Below are 18,348 nucleotides of genomic sequence, written 5' to 3'. Positions count from 1 at the left end.
CAGGGTACTGGACAGGCTGGCAGCTCAGCGCGGCCTGCCGCGAGTCATCAGGACGGACAATGGCAAGGAATTTTGCGGAAAAGCGATGGTGGCTTGGGCTCACGACAAGGAAATCGCCCTGCGCCTGTTGCACGCGCCAATGGTCGTGACTTGCAAGTTATTGATCTACAAGGGCGCATCAACTCGAATGCACCAGATTTCTGCATGGCTCAATGCCGCAAACACGGATATCGATCCACGCAATGCAGCGAACTTGGCGCATAAGCAACATCCTGCAGCCATCTTGGGGCATCGGCAAAGAAATGCAGTAACACATGATGCATTGGCAATGCGGTCGGGCGTGCCTAGTACTTGGTAGATGCGACCCTCATCTGAGCGTCCCCGGTCACCGGTACCTGCCAGCGTCTCTTGTCGCGGCGGGCCGGAGGCCGTTCATCGTGAGGGCAAGCGCGACTCAATCGCTTCCTGTTCAATACACCTCTCATCAAGCCCAGCCACCAAGTCTGGCCAGCCAGCACGCATCGCGTGTCGCACCACAGCGGACTTCGTCGCAGGCTCTGTCTCTTGGTTCTCAATGGAGGGCGGAAGTTCCCTAGGATCCATCAACCATGGCAGGAGCTGATGCGTGGCAGGGACAATTTCTCTAATGCGGGCGGCTATTCGGAAGCCGCCAGCGTCAATATCGCCCCAGTGGAAGATCTGGATCGAAGGCGAACATGCTTCCAGTATCTTGGAATACGCACTCGCCCAAGCAGGGGAGGGCATTCCGCCCGTGTTCGAAGCTCGCTGTAGTCGGCAATGAAAAGCCCTTGCACGTACTCTTCGAAGAATCCCTTTACGAATTCCTTTGCGGTTGATCTACGCAAGAGCTCTTCCATGACGTCTTGAACCTTGCAGGCGGTGTTGACGATATGCGCCATGCATTGCTTGGCCTGCCTGGCGGCTTCCACGAACTGTTCTCCACCAGCCTCTCCGCTGTGGACCGCCTTGAGGTTCAGCAGGATGGATCGGAACTTGCTGCCAAGGAGTTCCTGCTCTCGGGTGGCAAAGTCGCAGAGGATGTTGAAGAACTGCGCCACGACAGGCCGCACCGTGAGCATTTTCACTGCGCCACGCCTTCGCTCAGACAGCCAGTCAGTCTCGACGAGCTTGTTGGCGATCTCATTGGCCCTAACCGGAACGCGCTTATGCCCGTGTCAATCCGATCCATCGCGGTCACAAGGGGCGGCGGCCCTACAACACTGTGCGTATCCGAGGATCTGAGTCCAACACCATCAAGCCGATAGGAGAGGGCCGCCGATACCGGTGCGGCAAGCTGTCACCCTCGGTGCCGCACGCCACGACCATCATCCCTTCTGCGTAGGCCCTGCAGAGCAGAGCATCGTGGACCCTATGAACCAGTGTGGTGGTCGTGCGATGAGTTGGCGCGTCATCAATGTCGCCATGTCTATCGTAGGCCTCATTCATCCGGAGCAGAAATGCAGCTTGCACAGGGTGCAAAAGCTGAGGTTGGAGTATCAGTACCGCGAAGACCCCACGCCGCGCAGGGTCGATCGGGTTCTCGCTACCCAGAGGCTCGGGCAACCCAAGGCGGACGTGGTCCAACATTGAGAGCCGAGGTACGCCGGACATCTTGGCCACGTTAACTGAGATGTGCCCAAATGCCGGGAATTGGGAATCAACAATGGACACCGCCCGACCGAGCGCCAGACTCCCAAGTTCGTGCGACGTGTGAGGTGTTGTTGTGCGTTTACTGATGCAGTAAGACCTGACATTTGTATGGTGTGACTTGGGCCGGTCTCGTAACCACGGTGGAAGATCAATCAATCGGCCAAGCTGTTCCCGGCTAATCGAGACTCCAGGTACAAAAATCACGTGTGCACTCTTCCTCGCATGACCGCACCACTCCAGGTAGGCCGCCTGCATCTCTGCCGAACGCCGGGCTGCGACGCGCTGCAGAGCCGATGCCGACTCGTTGACCAGGTCAAAACCGCAGACACAAGTCAACAATCGCATTCCAGATCTCGCGGATGTGCACGGCTCCTGCCCGCAGCGCGGGCAACCTACGCGCAGACGCGTTCGGTGCCATGGACAAACGTCAATCCAGGGCAGTTGCTGCAAGATCGAATGAAAGCCCAGCCTGATGCACGCAAGGCAATAGCGAAATCGCGAGAATAAGGTCTCGCTCGGAATGCTGGTCTGAAACGGATACCATTGCGCCGGCTCCCACTCTGCAGGCCGCGCCATACCGAGCGCACCTGCTAGCGCCTCCTGTTGAGCGCGAGACGTTGACAGTGCATGCAGCAGGGTCTGAGATGTGCCTGTCTTGATGCCGAGAAGCTCCTTGTACTCAGCAGGAACTCTGACCTGGTTCAGGCGTGCCAAGCGGACTGCACAGCCGAAGGCCGATTGATAAGGCACAAGGCTCAGATCATCACCAACCAATGATCCGCGGAGGAGGGGGGGGGCGCTCATCGTGACGACCTGCGCCTTGCACTCTCAAAGCCGATAAAGCCACTACGCTTTAGGGCAGTGTCAATGTCATCCTCGGCAAGGGCCATAAATTCAGCACGTCCGGCTGCGACCTTAGTCAACAGATCGAACACGAAGGCGTTGAAGGAAACCATGAGCCAGTCCCTGCTCATCGCATACCCGTGCGTTGCACAGAGCACTTCAATGCGCCGCCTTATCGCATCGGTCTCTTTCTCCAGTCGCCAACCGGCGCTATAGGCTAGCGGTGCGAATGCCTCTGTATAGGTCGGGCCCGTGATCTCAGGCCACCTCATTGATTGATCAAACTCTCGAAAAGCTAAGGCGACATCGCAGGCATCCTGGTCAGAATCCTCCGGCGGGATCGTCCAGAGCAACCCCGTGAAGTCGTGGCTATCAACAAAGAACCTTCCATACAGGTGAGGCGGTGCCGCCTTGCCGAGATCATCAGCACCCTCGATCTGGCTGTCGCTTTGGTGGATGAACAGGAAGAAGGGCTGGACCACGCTGCCCAAGAAGTGGTTCTGCAGCTTTGCGAGGTGCTCGTAGTCCTTTAACGTGAGGTTCTCGGCTGTATCGATCGCCAGCATCACCACCTCGGCCGCAGAGCGGGCTGCCTCTTGTTCAAAAGCACGGATGATGCGCAACAGCAAGTCTTGTGTGGTGGTGATCCGCGGCACCTTCATGCCCAACCCTAGGGCTACTTCCCGAAAGAAGTTCGCCTCACTGGCGACGGCTGGCCGTCCAACCACCATACGAAGGAAGCCGCACGAGAAGGGGCGCCACGACGTTGTGTTTTCCAGCATCAATGTTGCAGTGGACTTGCCTGCACGCCCATCGCCAATGACGCGCAGGCTGGGCCGGCCATACTCAAGGCAGACTGACGTGGCCAGCGCCAGGCGGACCACCGGCAACGTCTGGATCGTCGGGCGAACCCGTTGACTCATTGGGTGGGAAGAGAGAGGCATGAGATTGTTCATTAGCGGAGCCTCATGGTGGTGAGACCCTGACGCACCCCCTTCAGAGGGGCCTCAATCTCCAGCTTCCGAGTCTGAGGAGCATTGGGAACCTCGCCGGCGGCGAGCCTCGCGCCGGGGTCTTTAATGCCCGTAGCGGCTTTACGAACCGCGTCATGGTAGGCGCGCACATTGTCCATGACGTCAAACGACTCTTGATCCTTCGCCTCGGGATGCTTGGCCCATCTTGCTGCGCGAAGCCTGACGGAGAGCGTATGGGCGCATTCCGAGTAAGGCGGCATGGCGTGCAGGGTCACCATCCGCTTTCCATCCTTCCACCAGAGCGTCAGCAACCGGACGTCCTGCCAGTCCTCGTAGGTCGCGTCAAACGTTTTGCCAATGAGATCCCATTGACCGAAGAGCTTGGGTGAGCGATAGCGGGCATGGTTAAGATAGACGACGGGTGGAATGCCCTTGCCTTGTGATCCCCGTATCGTCACGCGCTTCCGAAAAACTGTCATCTGACGGATGTTCCGCGCTGCTCCCGGCGCATGCCAAACCCACGCGCCGCTGGCGAGATGCTCGTCAATCAGGCGTTTAGGTGACCTTGGCTCACGTGTAGACCGGCTCGTTACGTTATATGCCGTAACGTAAGTGTCCACAAGGTCCTCAAAGACCTCCAGAAGGACAGGGTAATCCTTGCCCTCCAAGGTGCTCGTAATCTGCTTCTCATTGATATCTGTAGCGGGCGAATATCCACCTGCGACATAGCGGAACAGGCCATCTTCGATCCTCTTGAAGAAGGCCTCAATGTGGGGTCGGCCCTCTCCCATGCCAGAGCGACCGAAATGCAAGATCCCCATGTGATGGTCCATGACGTTGTCCACGCTTTGCTTGGCCAAATGCGAGGAATCGTTATCCATGGCTACCATGGTGCTGCGCATCACTGTGTTGTCAGTCAAGTACGCTGAGGGCATCCAAGCGTTTGGCGAGTACTGCATCTCGCTCTGGCTCAGCTCTCGCGGCACCCATGGCGCCATTGCCTCAGCGAACAGTGCGAGCACGTCATGCCGGTCGTACTTCCGACCAGTGACAACACGCCATCCGAGGACGGCTCCACTACCTACATCAATGATCGCAAGCAGCCATATCTGACTGATTTTCTCGAATCGCAAAGATCCATCAGCCATCGGCATGGCGACCCATGCGTCGATGTCGATCACATGCTCATCGTACTCGACGCGATCAAAGGGCCGAATGGTAAGCAGGTGCTCGATCCGGGTAGCGCTCGGGTCCTCTGCAAGGTTGGCAGTCATCTCTGCTTGCCGCGCTCCCCTGAGCCTCTTGATGTACTGAATCAGCCGCCGACGCCCTTGGTCGCCAGTGTTTAGGGGATACATCGTTCCGTAACCCTGGTGGCCGAGTACTTTGGTGACTTGTCTGTGTAGTCGATCGAAGCCTGGACTACGCTTCGTCTTGGTTGGCAAAGTTCCCCGGAAGCTCTCGACGAGCTTTCGAAGCTCCGGAACGGCGCTGAGGACGGCGTCAATGGCAAAGGCGTGCGGACTGGCCGGGACGATGGCAGCTTTCCGCTCTGACTGATTGAAACGCATGTGTGGCACGCATGCCCGGTATCCGATTCTGGCGTGCGCTTCATCGAGAAGGCACGCGTTGGCAATCATTCGGGACACGGTGTTACGCGGAACACCCCAGCGCTTGGATGCATCCTGGACTGTCGCGCCATCCAGACAGCTGTCCAACGCCGCCACTCGAGCGCGAAAGGCTTCGCGATCTTCTGGGCGAACCGATGCTTCATCAGGCTTCGCGGTGGCACGGATAGCATTGCTATCTTCGATGGTGACCCTGCTGCTCATCCTTCCGCCCTCCACACCCGTGCGCGGCCAGACATGCGTGGATTTGCGTCTGTGGAGAGATATCCAATGTGCAGTAGCTCTACCAGGGCGGCTTGGACATGTGTCTGCGGGAAATGGCCCAACTCTCCAAACAGCTCATTGGCCGTGATACGCCCGCTCCGATTGACGACGGCCGCGACCTCGTTCCTGAGAATCAGGGCACTGCCGAGATCGCGGGCGGACTGACAGATGCCCAAGAGCTGATAGCACAGCTCGGTTCTACCCTCAGGCCTCTTAAGCTGGTCCTCCGTGATGAGTTTGAGCGCGATCGACGCATCCCGGGCGGCCGCCTGGAGGCGATCTAGTTGTCGGGGGCGGCGCTGGCCGTCGGTACCCGGTACCGTTTGCGCGTTTGGTACTACCAGAGCGTAGAACTCACTTCCGCCTACGTACTGCCACCAAAAGTGAAGCTCTACTTGTTCGGTGCCTACGGGGATGGAGCGGGGGCGCTCGGTTGCTGCGGCCACCACCGGATCGAATTCAAGCTGGAGTCGGAGAGCCAGCTGCAGAGGTCCCAGCACACTGACTCGGCGGTCTTCTTTGGGGCTGAAGAACATGAAAACATCGTCGCGCTTGATCTGACTTGCGGAAAGCTCGCGGGCCACCATGGGCCGGCGCTGCCCGTTGTGGAGCGGCTGAGCCACTTCTGCAGATCGGAGGCCTTGGAATGGCAAGAGGGTGTTAAGGGGATCCGTTTTCATTTGCGGCTCCCTTGGCAGCGGGAACGGCGGACGGAATCTACGCAGGCAGAGGCGCGCGCGCAGCGATGGGGGGCTCCCGCCCTTGTTGTGGCGAAACTCGCAAGCATTCGTCGACTTCCATTTGTGCCCAGTAATGGGCGCCAGGCGGGTCCAAAGCGGACCGGCCGGAAAGGGGCGGGCACGACGTAGTGTCCGACTTGGCCAGATGGGCTTCGGAGACGCACGGGTGCCCGAGCAAGCAGCCAAGCTGCTTGACACGAAGTCGGAATTGAGGGAGCCTACGAATGTAGGGCGTAGTGCTTCGCCATCTCTCGCTCCGGCGAGAGACAATCGCCTCCGTTGACGCGGGGGCGATTTCGTTTCCGTAGTCCGGAGTTTGTCTATCTTGGGGCTTCAGAGACCTCCATGATTGTCACTAACGGCCTGGATTGGCTCCGCCGGCCTTCGAACTCAGCCGCACCACGGTCGCCTGGTGTTCCTCGCTACCTGCTGCGCGCACTGCCGTGCCTGCACCAGACTTCGCGCTAAAGCGATTCAAGCCACGCGGCAACGTCTCGTGTTCTGGCAAACTATCCTCGGCGACCCGGAAGGGGGAAGGTGCGCACCGGCACAAGGTTCCGCTGGACTGCTCGACCGAAGGCACGACCATTCACGAAGCCGAGGTTTCTCTGCAGATCACTTCCCCCCATGAGCTCCCCGTGGCGCTCCAGCAGCTCCTGCATGCAATTGGCGGCACTGGACGGCACCGAGGTCTGGTCGGGCACAACTGCACCTCTTTCGACAGTTAACGTCAATGATGCACAATTTGTATCCCGCGAAGGGGGATTTTTTAACCCCCCAAAAAACAATCCAAGACTATGCCGCCTGGAAGAGTTGCCATTGACGGTGCCGAAGCTGTACGCAACTCCATATGGGCTTGGCTAGTTCGACAACAACAGGGACAGAGCCTGACCTGGGACGAAGCCGACCAGGCGCTGCTTGCCCGGGCCGGCCTACTTGGGCAAGGGGGTGCGGGAACACGCCCCAGGACGCTGTATCGCTACTTCAGCACGGGACAAGACCCGGCAAGTCTTGCTGATGGAAAACTGGTCGATACCGTTCATGGCGACCCACGCTTCTGGGTCGCAAAGTGGGCGTATGAGCACCCCATCTGGAAGATCAGCGGACCACTGCAATGCACACCCGAGCAATTGATCGATGTTCGTCGCACATTGATGGAGCAGCTTGGACTGCATCGCCCAACTGTGCTTGAACGATTGGTAGCCGCCTACCACGAGGTTCCAGGCTTCAGTACATACGCACCGAGTCAGTTGGACGTGGTGGAGTCCATGTACAACCTCGTGGAGGGCGGCTGCTTGGATGCTCTTGGCGTGTGCGCCTGCAACTACCTACTTGCGCTGGATTGCGGTCGGCTCGAAGCGGCTATCGGGCACCGAGAAGTCCTGCGATGGGGCGTGGCGCGATTTTGCACTACACGCAGACTTCGAAAAGACGCTAGCTACGCCTTCAGCATGTTGGTCGAACAACGGATCATCCGGCGCCGGCATGGCGCGCTACCGGCGAAGTTGATTGGGTACCCACTCGGCCAGGCTGCACAGCCACTTTGCTGCCCAGATTCTGAGGACAATACGTCGCTTACAGATGACCTGCCGTGCATGCTTCCTGTGGCCCCCTGCAGCAATGAAAGCCACGAGTTCTTTGCCCAATTTCCCGCCCACCGCCTCAAGTTTGCGGACGCGCTGGCGCTGACAGATGTTGTTCTGCCTCAACTTAGCGAACAGGAGAGGAAAGAACTGTCGTTTGACGGATTGAACATAGCCGACGGCTTAGAGACGTTGCTTGATGTTCCCGAGGACAGCTGTGAAGCCGAACTCGCGCATCTTCATCAGTTTAAGCACATCAACGAAGCCTATGCTCACCTGGCTAACTTCCTGCCCCATCCGCCGAACACTCGCTCCCGCTACTCCCGCGTCAGTACCGCTGCCGCAATGATTGTTCATCGCAGCGGCTGACCGATCCCGTGAGCCGAAGTGATTGCATCGCCTTTCACCCGCATGAGCAGTGGCTCCCCAAGACTGGGGCGACCTCGTTTCTTGCATTTTGAACATGCGCCAGCCCACTGACCCCGGCTGGGTCGTTGACGGTCAGTGCCGCTACTGATGTGGTTGAAAAACGTCGCCTGCGCCATCACTGCCGACCAACTCGACATGGAGGCCAGCTCGTCCGACGATGATTGAAAGCTGTTGTCGCCTGTCTCTTCTACCCGCGGCCAGTCTGCGCCATTCCGCGCGGTCCAACCCAGACGGGATTGGGTAGTCCTCCGGATGGGTATGCCATTCGCCCAGGTACCGTACGGTGCCACGGGAGGCGCGCCATCGATCAAGTGCAAGCTTGGCATGACCTATAGCGGAGCGATGGAAAAAGGTGCGCAGCCTCAGATCCCAGACGGTTGGGGCGGTGGCCTGCTCAATGATCAGATGCTCGCCATGCACCGTTCCAAGAAGCAGCCCACCTGACTCGGGAGCCTGGTCACTGTCTTGTACATAGCGGGCAAACACTTCCAAGGTGGCCGGCGACAGATGGATAAGCCTGCGCTGATCAGAGCTGGACCAGTCATTCGTCATTGGCATGCTGGGCAATCGGGTTCAATGGGCAGCTCACCGTCCGGCGCAGCTTGTGCGAAGTCACGATCCAAGACCCGCGTACGCAGAGCGGGGGAGATGATGTCATTGGCCCAATCGAGCGCAGCATCCAACCCCAGGCTAGCTGCTTGAATGGAAGCGGAGGCGCTAAAGGGCACGTACAAACCCTCGCACCCGTGCCCTGCCAGGATGTTGGGCAATGGTTCGGTGGTCGAGCAAAACTCTCCGCGACGGGTGAATTGCCAAAGACAACGATAGCAGCCGCCTTGCGGCTTTCTAAGCAACGTTCGCACGGCGACTCCAGGTCCTTCAATCCAGACGGAAAGCACTTGAGTCGGCCGTGGGTAGTAGTCTGCCAGCCAATGGCCCAACGACTCTTCGCCGGTCGCATCAATGAGAAGGTGCTGATCGGACAGGTCAACCTCGCGGGCATCTAGTGTGACCGCTTCAATTGATACGCCAGGTGCCAAGCGCCGAAGCTCATCGGCCATGGCCACGGCCTTGTTCTGAAGCAGGGAGGGGAAACCTAACCGGTGCCGCCCCAAGTTCTGAGGCAAGAGCGTGTCCAAATCGATCAGTTTCAGCATGCCACCCTGAGTTCCAGCACCAGCCTTCACCAGCATTTCGGCCAGGAAGCCGCCTATGGTCCCGCAACCGATCAATGCAATTGCCTTTCCCGCAAGAGTGATGCGGCCTGGGATATTGCGCTCGGCGATGTAGTGCTCGTCAATTCTGAACACGGAAAACGGGAGTACAGGCAATCCCAGCGTTCGATCGCGCCGATATGCGAACTTCACCCTCGGCACCTGCTCATTTCGCTCATAGATGACCCCAAAGGCATAGGTCATTTTTGGTGAGTCGATCAGAATAAGAAGTGCATTGAGGCGATCGCGTTCACCTTGCAGGATACGACGATGGATGCTTCGCCTGCAGCGACGGTCCAGTTGGCTTTGCCAGGTCAGCAGCGAGCTGACGGTGGTGGGCGGCCACACGCCTGGGACAGGGCGTGGTTGGGCGCTGGTCTTGATTCTGTAGGTTGGGGTGGTCCTGTCGGTTGGGGTGAACCCTAGCAATTCAGCCTTCTTTTTGGTTCGCGCAAGGTTGTCTGTGACGAACCAGATTGGGCGTTCGTTGCCATCCACGACGAAGCACTCCTGACGTCCCTGAGCATTTCCGTCGAGGTCGGTAAGGCAATATGCACCACTCCAGTACGCGTAGAACTCCTCGGCCAAGTCTTCTACCATCTCTCCTCGCATGATCCGATCAAACACATGCTGTGCCTGCCGCAGGCAAGCCAGCGACTGGCCGATCGGGTCATAGATGTCCAAGGTCACCGTGCCATTGGCGATGTAGCAAAGCACGCCATTGGCGTTGAGGTGGGGGACCGCAGCAGGCAGATGGCACGGAATCTCGAGCAGCCGGACGCGCGGAAGTTCGAAGAAGTTGGGATCCAGTTTGATTTCGCATGGCACACCCTCCGGTGTGACGTCCGAGAACAAGCGCCCAGAAACCCGGAACCAGCCGTTGTCGGCCTTGCCCGCGAATTCGAAGCCTTCGCGTGCAAATGCTTCAATCACCTGGCTGGGCGTGGCGCGGCTCACCCCGCTTTGCTCCGGCCGATGAGTTCACTGGGTCCGGGCTGCGGCGAAGTGGCACCGATTGTCGAGACGACCGACACCACCTTGATACGCGCCTCATCGGCGGGAAATCGATCGCCGAATTCATTGCGCATCCACACGCAAGCCTGGGAAGGACTGGAGGCATTCACGCAACCGCGAAGGATGACCTCAAGGGCCTCAAAGGCTTGTGCGGCGTCTTCCACCCCGCGCTTGCCAAGGCGATCGGTCAACGACTCGCCGCTTTCCACCGGGTTTACCACCCCCGCCCGCAGCCGCGCCGGCAACGCAGCGACGACATCCAGTAGCGCAAGGTCATCGCGCCGGTCACGTTTTTCGAAGATGGGGGCTGCAGCTGCCATCAGGAGGATAGAGCTAGGGCCGCCGCTCTCCCAGTGCCAGTCCCGATAGGCCTTCAGATAACGGACGACCCGGCGGAACTGCTCGCCCTTCTCGTCAACCTCCTGCAGGAACCACTCTTTGACGGGACGGGGGTCTGAGGCCATCCAGTTACATTTGCGGTGAGCCAGAAGCACCTTGTCGCGGGGCAGGGCGGTCCATGCGTCGCGTTCGGCATAGATGGCTGCCTCGGCTATGGAGTCGAATCCATACTGCTCCATGGACGCCTTGGCCAATGCAGTGAACTCGTTGTCCGGGATGGCGTAGAGCGGGATGTCGATGTGGGCAAAGCCACAGATGACGATCCGGATGCAGGTGTCCTTGTTGTCCACAAGCTTCCAATTCTTCCGCTCGATCAACGGAGCAAGTGCTTGCTCAGCGGCTTCGAAGAAAATGGTGGACGCCACGCTCGGCCGCGTGCCTTGAGATACAAAGCTCATCGGCAGGTAACAACCGTCATCCACGTCGGCCTGCTGCGGCTTTTTGGCCGGTGCATTGAGCGTCTTGTATGCCCACGAGCCTTGCGTGAAGAATCGCGGCTGCGGCACCGTATCGGTGTATCCACGTTCAGCCAGAACACGAGGAATGCCCGTACGCAGGCAGTCGCGAACCTCAGTCCGTGCGTGCGCAATCAGTGCGCGCTCGGCGTCACTCAAGTCCAGGTTGGAATGCAGGCACGCCTCATCGGCGACCGTGGTGAACAACAGTGGGCTGAGGTTGAGCATATGGGTTCCTACGCGTTCTTGTGAGGGCCGTGGTAGAACACGGGCGAGGTGGCGATGTGGTCACGGAAAGGCTTGAACAGAGGATTGCCCAGTGCGCGTTGGGCGGCATGCTTGCCCCGATCCTTCAGAGTGTTGGTGGCACCGACGGACACGCGATCCAAAGCCTTGATATCGCGGCATTGGTCCGGCGTAGCCTGATCGTCAATCTGCAGGTACTTGTCTCCAAGTGATTGCCGCAGCATGTAATCCACTGAGGACTCCTGCGCAGAAATGACCAGATCGAACAGCCCGCCGCGCCACTTGCCGAACCCTCGGTCCAGACTTGCATCGCCGCGCAGGGTGGCACCGATAGTCATAGTTCCGATGGAGAGAACCCGGATCTCGGCCTCGCCACCCGGTGCCAGGAAGGTCCTCACTTCATGCAGCCCGAACAATCCCGGGGCGTTGCCCACCAGGCCCCCATCTGCGAAGACGCCCCGATCATTCCTTGAGAGCGGGAAGTAGACCGGTGCTGCGGCCGTCGCCATGGCCACGTCCGTCACCTGCATGCGGTGATCAAGCTCAAAGCTAGGGTGGTGGGGCGTCTTGAAGAACTGGCCCCGTCCTGTGGTGTAGTTCACCGCCGGAATCAGCACGCGATGCTTCAGATCGCCGATGGTCGTGGCTCCAAAGCGCTCATGCAGCACACCCTCAAGGCCTGCCGAATCGTGCTTGGCTGCCAGCCAGAACCCAAACAGCCGGCGCGCCAGACTACGCCGACCGAAGATGCGGTTGCCTTGGTCCTCAAACAGGCCTTTGAGCTCTGAGGCAGGAATCTCGTTAGCCAAGCCCAAGGCCAACATCCCGCCTGCCGACGTTCCGCAGATCAGGTCAAAATGCGCGGCAATGGGTCGCCCCAGAGCCGCTTCCAGCTCAGCAAGTACCGTGGCCGTGTACAGGCCACGATAGCCGCCTCCTGAAAGTGCGAGCACGTGATAGGTCGGGATGTCAGCCATGGTCATCAGCCCTTCGGCGGGTTGGGGTCATGGCCGTGACTGTCTTTGTCACGGATCTGCCCGTTCGGACGATGGATCACCAGCTCGCTGTGCTGGTTCCGGGCGATCCCGCGACCGGCATCGATGGCTTCCTGCTGGGTCTGGTGGACCGAGGTTGCCCGCTGGTTGCCAGCGCCGCGGACGGCCCAGCCATCCTGATGAGGTACAACATGTTGGTTTTTGCGTGTCATATCGAGCTCCTGTGTAGGTCGTGCGAACCACGTTGAGAACTAGGTTGCTGCCAGTACTGCGATGAAGCACAATGCGTTGCTTATCCAGACAACACCCCGGGAACGGGTCACCCTTTTCGTGAAAATAGGGTGTGTTGTCTGGATGGACAACACGCTAGCAGGCCTTGGGCGCGAAAGCAACTGAGACACCCCAAATGGGTGTAAGGCCTTGCCGGACGTGCCTTTGCACCGATCAGGAGTCAAAAATGCCGCAGACCGGCTTAGGCATTGCCTTAAAGACGCTTAGAGAGCGAAACGGGATGTCGTTGAGGGAAATTGGTCAGCGCTCCTCGACTGACCATGCGTACATCCATCGGTTGGAAACGGGCGAAAAGACCAGCCCCTCCAATGAGCTGGTAGCCAAGCTGTTGGCTGTACTAAGACCAAGCGAGCGCGATGCGGGTATCGTTTACTGGCTGATGGACCACCCCGAGGCAGACGTCAATCTGGTGGACTATGCCCTGCAAGATGGAGATGTGAGCCTGGAAGTCTTCTCGGCTGCTGCAGGAATGAAGCATCGAGGGACAATCAGGCCGGACCCGGCCACTCTGATTTCCAGGGTGAGGCGGGCATTCGAGGACGATGATGAGGACGGCTGAGCATGGACGAGCTGTGGGTTAGGCAGAAGGCGCGCGGATTTGTTGCCAAGGTGACGTTGCCGCCGGTCTTTGGTGATCTGACGCCCTATCTGGACGCTATCAATGCCAAGCTCCGACACGATGAACTTGGCCAGGGTGAATCCGGGTACACCATCACCAAGCCCAATGGCCGCCACATCGTGACGGTCAACAGTACTGAAACGCTGGAGCGCCAGCGCTTTACGATCTGCCATGAGATTGCGCACATCGTGCTGGAGCTTCCCTCCAGTCACGAAGAGGTGCCTTCTTGGTCTTATGCCAAGCGGCACCCCAATGAGGTGGCCTGCGATACCTTCGCATCAGAGCTTTTGATGCCTTACAAACTGTGGCTGGAGAAGGTGCCTTCGGACGACCCATCCATGGAGGTAATCGAGACTCTCGCAGTCAAATTTGGCACTTCTTTCCCTGCAGCTGCGTCACGGTATGCAAGCCTAAGTCAGCGACCATGCGCCTTTGTCACCATGGAACGAGGTGCCGTTCGGTATGCCTCACGCTCGACCTCCTTGCGCAACATCAATGCCCGGATCTCGGCTCGATCGGTGATTCCAGCGGGGTCGGCGGCTAGACGCTTACATGATGCAGGTGTCAGCGCCATTGCCTCCGCTGAAGTGGCTCAAGACGTCTGGTTCGACGACTGGGAAAAGGGCGGCAGTTTGCGGGAAATCAGCCGCCACTTCGCTAGTCGCGATACCACTGTATCGTTACTTTGGTTTGACGAAGACGAGCTGCCTGATCGGGAGCTCGATCGTTTTGGGGCGCGCATTCAGGAGGACGAAGGGCTGGAAGAGCTCACGGGCCACCTGTCGTGGGACAGGCGCAAGCGTTGATGCGCCCCGCGTATCCAAATGAATCACTCACACTGTGCTGGCTCGCAGCCACTTAAGAATTACCCGTAACTCCGGCAGGTGCCGAGCGCTGGTAGGCGAGCACTGCATCGTTCGGCCCATCACCGATCACGTACAACGACGTCTGATCGCCAGAAATTCCCGCGGAAGAGTGGTTCATCAGGAATCATACGCGCTCCACTTCAGTCAGAGCATGAGCCACCATTGCAGCCACACAGCGACATTTGGCCGGCTTGTTACTTCCAGCGAGCCGCCCTAATATCGGACGAGATGCGAATGGCCCGCCGTGTAGTGGGCTGTGAATAACTGACGCGGCCAGACCCCTAATATCTGATCATCACGTAGTTTTTCCGTAAGGAGGGATTCATGCTCGCCCCGCATCACCTGATTGCTGTGGTGGAGGAGTGCGCGCAGTGGGCTGATCGCCTGGTGCGCGCGGATCTGATAAGGGGGTACGTAGTCACTGAAAACGACTACACATCGAACTTCACCTGCGCACTTCGCCGCGAGATCAACAGCAGGTGCATTCCTGGCCTAGTGGCGCACTCACAGGTGTTGACCCCCAAGGTTGAGCGCCAGACTGGCACGGACGCGTGCATCATTTTTCGCAACAATGATTTCTTCAAAGTGGGTTTATTTGAAGCAAAGTGGCCTCGACTAAGCACTCACGCCAATTGCTGGGATTCCATACAGAAGAGCACCTCAAAATCTCACTTCGACAGCCAGTTGAAAAGGCAGCATGGCATTTCCAACGCAGCAATCTGGGAGATGTTTTACTCAGAGGAGCCTTTTGGGGTGAATCCGCATTTTCCCGAACATGGCTCAGCCTGTATATGGCACAGAGATGCTTGTGCTGTCTCCTCTGCAAGGACGCAGACAATGCCTTGGACTGATGCCGAACTTACGGCGCTCTTGTCAGCTAACATGCTTAGCATTGGCGACATAGTGCGAGCCATCTGCGAGTGCACCGAAGGTCAGCGATATCCGGCGGATGCAATGCAGAGCCACCTGCTTGACTTGGGAATAAAAGGAGACATCTTGGTTGTCGATCTCTCCGCTGTTCATCAATAGCGGACTCAAGCCCCCCTCCCGAAAATAGAGCTGTCGCAGAATATGGTTTCGCACAATGCTGCCATCTGAAGTAAAGCCGCACGGGTTCAATACGTGGGATAAGGAAGACTGGAGCGACTACCGAGCGCGCCATTCACTTCCAGACTGCGAAGCAACGCTGGAGTTTTATAGGCAAGTGGTCTATGACCACTTCGAGCACTTTAACGAACACTACCCCGAATTTGACTTGGCTGCCTACTGGTTTTCCGTTGAGTACATGACTGCGGAAGAGGCCTATGATCGCATCAAATTCTTTCACAACAAGCCCATGACCGAGTGGGGAGCCCAATACGATTACTTCAAAAAGGTGAATCATGATTACTCTATCTATCAGCAAATGTCCAAAGAGCTGACCCCGCCATTTCCGCCGATCTTGATCCAATCGGCATTGTTGGTTGATAGCGGCTGGCGAGTCTACGGCCGTGATATTCACTTGATCGAGGGAACCCATCGTGTCAGTTACTTGCGCAGGATGCTTGAGCTCGGAGAGATCGAGCCAGAAAGTCTGCATAAGTTTGTCATCCTCAGGCCTAAATCCGTAGTCAACACCTAGCGACGCACGCGCAGCTGTACCGCCGGAAGGGGGGCGCTGGTGTTGAATGCGAAATTGCTTGCGCCAGACGAGGGGAGGGGCCACGGATGCCGTAAGCGGCGCTACGCATCGGTTTGCTGAAGCGCCTCGGTACCAGCAGCTGGCTGTACCAAGGTAGTTTTCTGATGAGCTAACGCCCTGTACCTGCTTGGGCTAGCAACAGCCCCCTACGTTCTAGGCACCGCCTTGGATGCACACAAACGTGGGGGCGGAGCGCTTGGATGCTCGGCCTGGCCGTATTAGCCCCACCCCCAGCATCGTTCTTCGATTTGGATTCTGTGCAGCAGACATATCCGCTCTATCCAATGCTCAGCGGTCGAGTCGTGCCTTGTCGCCTGGATAAATGACTAGAGCAGTCCTGACGCGGAAAGCCGGTTTGGCTGCAAAACCTACATCGAACTATCGGAGGCTTTGGGTTTAGGGCTATGGGGTCTACACGCTGACCTTTCGATGAGCCAGAATGGAAATGATCACGGGCTGGGGCTTGCCGGCAGGAAGGTCGGGTCTAACGGTCTGAACATAGGGAAATTTGCCTGCCACCTGATTCCAGTGCAGCAACTGCACATCCGTGACCGTAAATCCTGAGTTGTTGAACATGTACTTTTCGTACTCTTTGGCCATCCCTTCCTTGACTTGAGCCTCGGTAACACCGGGCGGGATGCCACCGCGCTGCACGGTGTGAACCCACTCCACGGACGGCGGGCACAACGGCAGCGCAACCAGTCGATCCTCGACGCTTTCGCGATACACCTTAGGCTTTTCTTCCGCGCGCAAATTGGCGGGGGTACGCTTGTCGTTGTCGTCCGGATGAGAACCGATGAACCATCCAACGACGACCTTCGGCTGGAACGCCTGGATCGCGCTGAGAAGGTTTGCGGACGGCTCAAACAAGTCAGACTGGATGATCTGCGCCGTCACTCCATTATCGTTCAATCGCGATTGCGCAAGACCAATCAGATGGGTGTTGTTATCGACAGCCAAGACCGGCCGCGTTTTCGCAAGGCTCAACGTACTCCACCCCGCGCCACAACCGATCTCCAAGGTCGCCTCCTCGGGGACAAGCTGGCTGAGACGTGCATAGATGTTATCAAGGGCGAATTGAGATGATTCGCGCTCCCAAAACTCCGAATAGTCCTTTGGTGTCATACGCTGCAGCATTACTACCTCCTTTAAATTTGACAGATTTTTAGAGCATTTACGACTACGCAGATCGCTCCCGCAACGATATTTGCTAGCTCGCCTTGAGGCGCGTTCCATAGCTTTGCGACCAACTCAACGCCTTGCCACCCTGCTCTCCGGTAGGCCTCACCTCGTCCAGGACTCGCACAGAAAGTTGCGTTTCCACATTGGCTGGCATTGCTGGAGCAGGGCCGCCAGAGCGCGGCAATGCATCACCCAGGTAGGTCGGCACGGGCGCCGATTTCAACACCCCCCGCTGTACGCCCCCAATGATCGCCCCGATCAAACGGCCGTGGCTACCGTCGACGACCATTCAAGGGCTACCGAAGGCACCTCATCAGAAGAAATAGGACCCCTGCGCACAGAACCGTGGAAAGAAGCGAGGCCAACAGGGCCCGTGTGGTGTTTCCATACAGTTTGATCCCTACCGCCCTGCGATTCCTGGCCAGAGCGCGGCGCAAAAGCAGGAACAGGATGGCCGGAAGCAGGATCAGGGGGGTGTTGGTCACCCAGCGAAAAAAGGGCTCGACGGAGCTTCGATGGTTCATTGACCACGACAGACACTGGGCGAGAAGGCCCAGATACAGCGCGATCGAGCTAATTTGGACTACATGGAAGCGGTAGCCAACGCACGGCTTGGCTTTGAGATCCAACTGAGTGGCCACAACCTCCATACGATGTATACCCATTGCAACTGCAGCCATGAGGCCGATGGTGATGTATCCAAAGAATGGGACAAGGGCAGCGCTGAGCTCCAAAATGGTCGTCGTCTGTTCGAATGCGACTTGCCCAATTTCCGCCACCGCCTTCGCTTCATTCATGTCTGCAATGAGGGATTGAAGCTGAGCGTATGCGATCGCCCATGGTCCTGTTGCCCCCCCCATCAAGGCCAAGCCGCTCCAGACTCGCTTCTTCAGGCTGGAGTGCGGAACCGCTGGGAATGACCGCGGATTACCCCAGAGCGGGAAAGCGGCCAGCAGCATGTAGGGATGACTTTCCGCCCAGCGCCGTGCTTTTCGTTGATGTGAGAGAGCAAACGCTTTCAACAGGCGGACCTTGCGCAGCGCTGCATCCTCAATCCGCGACAAAAGCGTCGATGTTCTGTAGGCCATGCGAATTGCCCCCCTCATCCATTCGGGCGATGACCTCATTGCTTTGCGCAAGTTCCGCGGGGTTGGGCGGTTAAAGGATTTCACGCGTCAACTCTAAGCGCATAGTTGAAGCGCGGGGCTGATTCTGGCGCATCTCTCGGTTCCAACCACGGCACTAAAGTTTTCT

Annotated in this window: 16 protein-coding genes and 2 pseudogenes; 6 read left to right on the top strand and 12 right to left on the bottom strand. The window is 58.1% G+C overall.

The features are described 5' to 3' along the window. Positions 1 to 124 (top strand): annotated as a pseudogene (locus AC13FW_RS09280) (integrase catalytic domain-containing protein); the annotation flags it as partial. A 308-nt stretch (positions 125 to 432) separates the two neighbouring features. On the opposite strand, the gene AC13FW_RS09275 reads toward AC13FW_RS09280, so the two are convergent. The 5 genes and pseudogenes from AC13FW_RS09275 to AC13FW_RS09255 all read right to left on the bottom strand — a co-directional run bounded on the left by AC13FW_RS09275 (position 433) and on the right by AC13FW_RS09255 (position 6,060). Further along, entirely contained in the window at positions 433 to 765 is a 333-nt protein-coding gene (locus AC13FW_RS09275) for a Wadjet anti-phage system protein JetD domain-containing protein (protein WP_478414327.1), read from the bottom strand. After that, positions 657 to 1,163, bottom strand: a pseudogene (locus tag AC13FW_RS09270) (Wadjet anti-phage system protein JetA family protein); the annotation flags it as partial. The pseudogene AC13FW_RS09270 and the gene AC13FW_RS09275, both read right to left, overlap by 109 nt. A gap of 1,308 nt (positions 1,164 to 2,471) precedes the next feature. Continuing rightward, positions 2,472 to 3,470, bottom strand: a complete 999-nt coding sequence (locus AC13FW_RS09265) for an ATP-binding protein (protein ID WP_332807253.1) — start codon at positions 3,468 to 3,470, stop codon at positions 2,472 to 2,474. After that, on the bottom strand, positions 3,470 to 5,320 hold the full coding sequence (locus AC13FW_RS09260; RefSeq protein WP_332807254.1) for a hypothetical protein: 1,851 nt from the start codon (positions 5,318 to 5,320) through the stop codon (positions 3,470 to 3,472). Before AC13FW_RS09260 ends, AC13FW_RS09265 begins: the two co-directional genes overlap by 1 nt. Further along, positions 5,317 to 6,060 (bottom strand): hypothetical protein, encoded by a 744-nt coding sequence (locus AC13FW_RS09255; protein WP_332807255.1) that lies wholly within the window; start codon positions 6,058 to 6,060, stop codon positions 5,317 to 5,319. Before AC13FW_RS09255 ends, AC13FW_RS09260 begins: the two co-directional genes overlap by 4 nt. Before the next feature lie 857 nt (positions 6,061 to 6,917). Here AC13FW_RS09255 and AC13FW_RS09250 point away from each other — a divergent pair. Next, the gene (locus tag AC13FW_RS09250) at positions 6,918 to 8,072 is read left to right on the top strand and encodes a hypothetical protein (protein ID WP_332807256.1); all 1,155 of its coding nucleotides are present in this window, start codon (positions 6,918 to 6,920) and stop codon (positions 8,070 to 8,072) included. 141 nt (positions 8,073 to 8,213) lie between these two features. Here the strand turns inward: AC13FW_RS09250 and AC13FW_RS09245 are convergent, their stop codons facing one another. Genes AC13FW_RS09245 through AC13FW_RS09225 form a run of 5 tightly spaced genes read right to left on the bottom strand, consistent with a single transcriptional unit; the run spans position 8,214 to position 12,667 of the window. Beyond that, positions 8,214 to 8,684, bottom strand: coding sequence for a Mov34/MPN/PAD-1 family protein (locus AC13FW_RS09245; protein ID WP_332807257.1), 471 nt, complete (start codon positions 8,682 to 8,684; stop codon positions 8,214 to 8,216). Next, positions 8,681 to 10,303, bottom strand: coding sequence for a ThiF family adenylyltransferase (locus tag AC13FW_RS09240; RefSeq protein ID WP_332807258.1), 1,623 nt, complete (start codon positions 10,301 to 10,303; stop codon positions 8,681 to 8,683). The genes AC13FW_RS09245 and AC13FW_RS09240 overlap by 4 nt, the downstream gene beginning before the upstream one ends. Next, entirely contained in the window at positions 10,300 to 11,442 is a 1,143-nt protein-coding gene (locus AC13FW_RS09235; RefSeq protein WP_332807259.1) for a CBASS cGAMP synthase, read from the bottom strand. The genes AC13FW_RS09240 and AC13FW_RS09235 overlap by 4 nt, the downstream gene beginning before the upstream one ends. A gap of 8 nt (positions 11,443 to 11,450) precedes the next feature. Next, positions 11,451 to 12,443, bottom strand: coding sequence for a CBASS cGAMP-activated phospholipase (locus AC13FW_RS09230; RefSeq protein ID WP_478414540.1), 993 nt, complete (start codon positions 12,441 to 12,443; stop codon positions 11,451 to 11,453). Further along, positions 12,443 to 12,667, bottom strand: coding sequence for a DUF2188 domain-containing protein (locus AC13FW_RS09225; RefSeq protein WP_332807260.1), 225 nt, complete (start codon positions 12,665 to 12,667; stop codon positions 12,443 to 12,445). The genes AC13FW_RS09230 and AC13FW_RS09225 overlap by 1 nt, the downstream gene beginning before the upstream one ends. A 245-nt stretch (positions 12,668 to 12,912) precedes the next feature. On the opposite strand from AC13FW_RS09225, the gene AC13FW_RS09220 reads away from it, so the two are divergent. The 4 genes from AC13FW_RS09220 (at position 12,913) to AC13FW_RS09205 (ending at position 15,852) form a co-directional block, all read left to right on the top strand. Continuing rightward, positions 12,913 to 13,305 (top strand): helix-turn-helix domain-containing protein, encoded by a 393-nt coding sequence (locus AC13FW_RS09220; protein WP_332807261.1) that lies wholly within the window; start codon positions 12,913 to 12,915, stop codon positions 13,303 to 13,305. Between the two features lie 2 nt (positions 13,306 to 13,307). Further along, entirely contained in the window at positions 13,308 to 14,171 is an 864-nt protein-coding gene (locus tag AC13FW_RS09215) for an ImmA/IrrE family metallo-endopeptidase (protein ID WP_332807262.1), read from the top strand. A 384-nt stretch (positions 14,172 to 14,555) separates the two neighbouring features. Beyond that, positions 14,556 to 15,260: a hypothetical protein gene (locus AC13FW_RS09210; protein WP_332807263.1), complete on the top strand. Its 705-nt coding sequence runs from the start codon at positions 14,556 to 14,558 to the stop codon at positions 15,258 to 15,260. 55 nt (positions 15,261 to 15,315) lie between these two features. Then, complete coding sequence (locus AC13FW_RS09205; RefSeq protein ID WP_332807264.1) at positions 15,316 to 15,852, top strand: hypothetical protein; 537 nt, start codon at positions 15,316 to 15,318, stop codon at positions 15,850 to 15,852. Positions 15,853 to 16,323: 471 nt separating this feature from the next. Here the strand turns inward: AC13FW_RS09205 and AC13FW_RS09200 are convergent, their stop codons facing one another. Both AC13FW_RS09200 and AC13FW_RS09195 read right to left on the bottom strand, forming a co-directional pair. Further along, the gene (locus AC13FW_RS09200; RefSeq protein ID WP_332807265.1) at positions 16,324 to 17,049 is read right to left on the bottom strand and encodes a class I SAM-dependent methyltransferase; all 726 of its coding nucleotides are present in this window, start codon (positions 17,047 to 17,049) and stop codon (positions 16,324 to 16,326) included. 341 nt (positions 17,050 to 17,390) lie between these two features. Beyond that, positions 17,391 to 18,182 carry a hypothetical protein gene (locus AC13FW_RS09195; protein ID WP_482988867.1) on the bottom strand — a complete coding sequence of 264 codons (792 nt, stop codon included), beginning with the start codon at positions 18,180 to 18,182 and terminating at the stop codon, positions 17,391 to 17,393. Positions 18,183 to 18,348: the final 166 nt, after the last annotated feature.

The organism is Stenotrophomonas sp. 21LCFQ19 (assembly GCF_056861425.1).
The sequence above is the reverse complement of the archived record's forward strand: the minus strand, read 5'-3'. Positions and strand labels throughout refer to the sequence as shown.